Below are 3,298 nucleotides of genomic sequence, written 5' to 3'. Positions count from 1 at the left end.
CCTGCACCTGCTTCTCGCGGGTGAAAATGCTCTGGTTGAGGTAGCGGCCAATGCGCACGTCGGCGTAGCTGGCGCCGGCGCTTTTGGCGGCATTCAGGCCCACGTCGGCCAGGCGTTTTTTCTGGGCCACGTCGAGGCCCGGCTCCAGCAGCCGCAGCGGGTCGACGGCGCTGCCGAGGCTGGGGAAGCCGGGCAAAAACAGGGCCCCGGTGGCCAGGCCGGTGAGGCCCACAAAGTCGCGTCTTTTCATAAGGTTGGAGAAGGTTTTTAGAACGTCATGCAGAGCGCAGCGAAGCATCTCGCGTGCAGTAGTAAATCAAATGTTGCAGACCGTTGAATACTGGTGGCACGCGAGATGCTTCGCTGCGCTCTGCATGACGTTCTGTTAAACCGCGTCTAAACCGCGTCGGACAAACTGGTGAAGGTGAAATCGCGGATTTTGAGCGGGGGCACCAAGCTGCCGCTCAGGCGCACGGGCTTGCCCAGCGCCTCCAGGTTGTTCAGCATAATCACCGGGCTTTCGTTGAAGCGGAAGTTCTTAATGGGAAACTTGATTTGGCCGTTTTCGATGTAGAACGTTCCGTCGCGCGTCAGCCCGGTGTACAGCAGCGTTTGCGGGTCAACGGCCCGAATGTAGTAGAGGCGCGTCACCAGAATGCCCTTGGCCGTGCCCTTAATGAGCTCGGCCGTGCTTTGGGTGCCGCCGGCCATAATCCAGCCGTTGGGCGGCGGGATGTCGGGGACGCCCGATTTCTGGGCCCAGTAGCGCGAGGTGTACAGGTTTTTCACCACGCCCTTCTCCACCCAGGTTACTTTCTGCTGGGGGCGGCCGTCGCCGGCGAAGGTCAGGTCGGGCACGTCGGGGTTGGTCGGGTCGGAGTAGATGGTGACCCGCTCGTCGAACACCTTCTCGCCCTTCTTATTGCCGCCGCCCTTTTTGCTCAGGAAGCTACGCCCTTCGTCGGCGTTGCGCACGTCCATGGCGCCCATCATGTTGTTGAGCAGGTCGATGGCCGCCGCCGGCTCCAGAATCACCGTGTACTTGCCCGGCTCAATGGCCTTCGCACCCACCGACGAAGCCGCTTTATCGGCTGCTACCTTGGTCAGGCGGGCCGCGTCGAACCTCGCCAAATCGGTGTAGTTGGCAATGGCGTAGCCCGAGCCGGTGCCGTCGGCCGTGCGCACGGTGATGGAGAAATCAAGATTAGAAACCTGCTGGTAAGCTTCGAGCCCCTTGGAATTACGCTTGGCCACGAAGCCGGCCGAGTCGTTAAAGAAGCCAGCGGAGCTCAGCTTCTTCTGCTCGCAGAGCGCCATGCTGGCTCCAATCTGCTCGGCCCGGTAGTCGGGCGTGATGGCAGCCGTGCGCGCCGCGAAAGAGCCCGGCGAAGCCAGATATGTCTGCGGACCGAGTAGCGGCACGTACTCGGGGCTTTCGGGGGCGAGGCGGGCAATTTCCTCGGCCCGCTGCACGCAGCGGCGCAGCGAGGCGTCGTCGAACTCGTTGCAGGTGGCCGTACCGCTGCGCTTGCCGAAGCGCGATTGCACGGCCAACGACACGTTCTCGCTGGCCCCGGCCGTGCTGATGGAATTGCGGGCCGAGCGTACGTTGCCGCCGGTGTTGCCGGTCAGCGTCGCCTCGCACTCATCGGCGGTGCTAAAGCTGAGGACCTTTTTGAGGATGGTTTGGGCTTCGTCTTTAGAGAGAAGGGCCATGATGATTAGCTGTTAGCTTGTAGCTGTTGGCTGTTAGCTTTTCGATGGTAGCCAGGTCCTCTGAATGGAGCTAACGGCTAGCAGCTATAAGCTAACAGCTTAAAATTTACCCGATTTTGCGCGCCGTATTTATCACGTTCACGCCGTTGAAGCGCGTGGTGGCCGAGCCGTGGCTCACGGCCGAAACCTGCGAGGGCTGGCCCTTGCCATCGAAAAACGACCCGAACAAGCGGTAGTCCGATTCGTCGCAGATGGCGGCGCAGGAGTTCCAGAATTCCTGGGTGTTGGCCTGGTAGGCCACGTCCTCAATCATGCCGGTAATCTGGCCCTTCTCGATGGCGTAGAACACCTGCCCGCCAAACTGGAAGTTGTAGCGCTGCTGGTCGATGGAATAGGAGCCGCGGCCGGCGATGTAAATGCCCTTGTCCACGTTTTTAATCAGCTCGTCCACGCTCAGCTTGGCTTTGCCGGGCTGCAGGCTCACGTTGGGCATGCGCTGGAACTGCACCGAATTCCACGAATCGGCGTAGCAGCAGCCGTCCGATTCGGTCTGGCCCACGATGTGCGCCTGGTCGCGGATTTTCTCATAGTCCACCAATCGGCCTTCCTTGATGAGGTCCCAGCGCTTGGTTTTCACGCCTTCGTCGTCGTAGCCCACCGCGCCCAGCGAGCCGGGCTGTAGCTTGTCGGCCACGATGTTCACCAGCTTCGAACCGAAGGGAATGCCCTTGGCTTTCCACTCCAACGTCGCAAATGAAGTGCCCGCGTAATTAGCCTCGTAGCCCAGCACGCGGTCCAGCTCCAGCGGGTGGCCCACCGATTCGTGAATGGTCAGGCCCAGATGGTTGGGCTCCAGCACGAGGTCATATTTGCCGGCCGTAACGGATTTCGCGGTCAGCTTTTCCTTCACCTGCTTGGCGGCCAGGGCGGCGTCTTCCAGCATGTCGTAGGAATTGCGGTAGCCAATGAGGCCGGTGCCGGCCGGGCCCGCCAGCTTGTCGGCCGCCTGGGGCGTGAGGTACTCGTAGCCCAGGCCCATTGGCGCGCTCAGTGCGTCGCGGGTGCGGAACTTGCCGCTGGCCTTGTCGATGCCCGTGACGGAAAACGTGGGCCAGATGCGGTGCACGTCCTGGTCGATGTAGGAGCCGTCGGTGCTGGCGAAATACTTCTGCTCGTTAATCTGAAACAGCGAGGAATTGACGAAGCTCGCGCCGTTGTCGATGGCTTTGGCGTTGGCCGCCAGCAGCAGCTCCACCTTCTGCGCCACCGGCACCTCGAAGGCGTTTTGCTTGATGGGCGTTTTCCAGCTCACTTCGCCGTAGCCCTTTTGCGGGGCCAGCTGCACCTTTTCCTTCTGCACTTTCGAGTTGGCCTTGGCGATGGACACGGCCAGCTGGGCGGCTTTGGCGAGGCTGGCCTCCGTCACCACGTTGGTGGCGGCGAAGCCCCAGGTGCCGTTGGCCAGCACCCGCACGCCCGCGCCGAAGCTCTCGCCGCTGGCCAGGTCCTGCACCTGCTTCTCGCGGGTGAAAATGCTCTGGTTGAGGTAGCGGCCAATGCGCACGTCGGCGTAGCTGGCGCC

The 3,298-nt window shown here is 61.9% G+C and carries 2 protein-coding genes and 1 pseudogene; all 3 read right to left on the bottom strand.

Annotated features, from left to right (window positions below; all coding sequences use genetic code 11):
• Nucleotides 1-250 (bottom strand): annotated as a pseudogene (locus tag ACYVDE_RS18195) (TldD/PmbA family protein); the annotation flags it as partial.
• Nucleotides 251-396: 146 nt separating this feature from the next.
• Nucleotides 397-1,716, bottom strand: a complete 1,320-nt coding sequence (locus tag ACYVDE_RS18190) for a TldD/PmbA family protein (protein WP_460502974.1) — start codon at nucleotides 1,714-1,716, stop codon at nucleotides 397-399.
• A gap of 106 nt (nucleotides 1,717-1,822) precedes the next feature.
• On the bottom strand, nucleotides 1,823-3,298 hold a 1,476-nt coding region (locus ACYVDE_RS18185), incomplete at its 5' end, for a TldD/PmbA family protein (RefSeq protein WP_460502973.1).

The sequence above is a fragment of the Hymenobacter agri genome (assembly GCF_054778495.1).
Note: the sequence above shows the minus strand (reverse complement) of the source record. Positions and strands in the feature narration are given on the sequence as shown.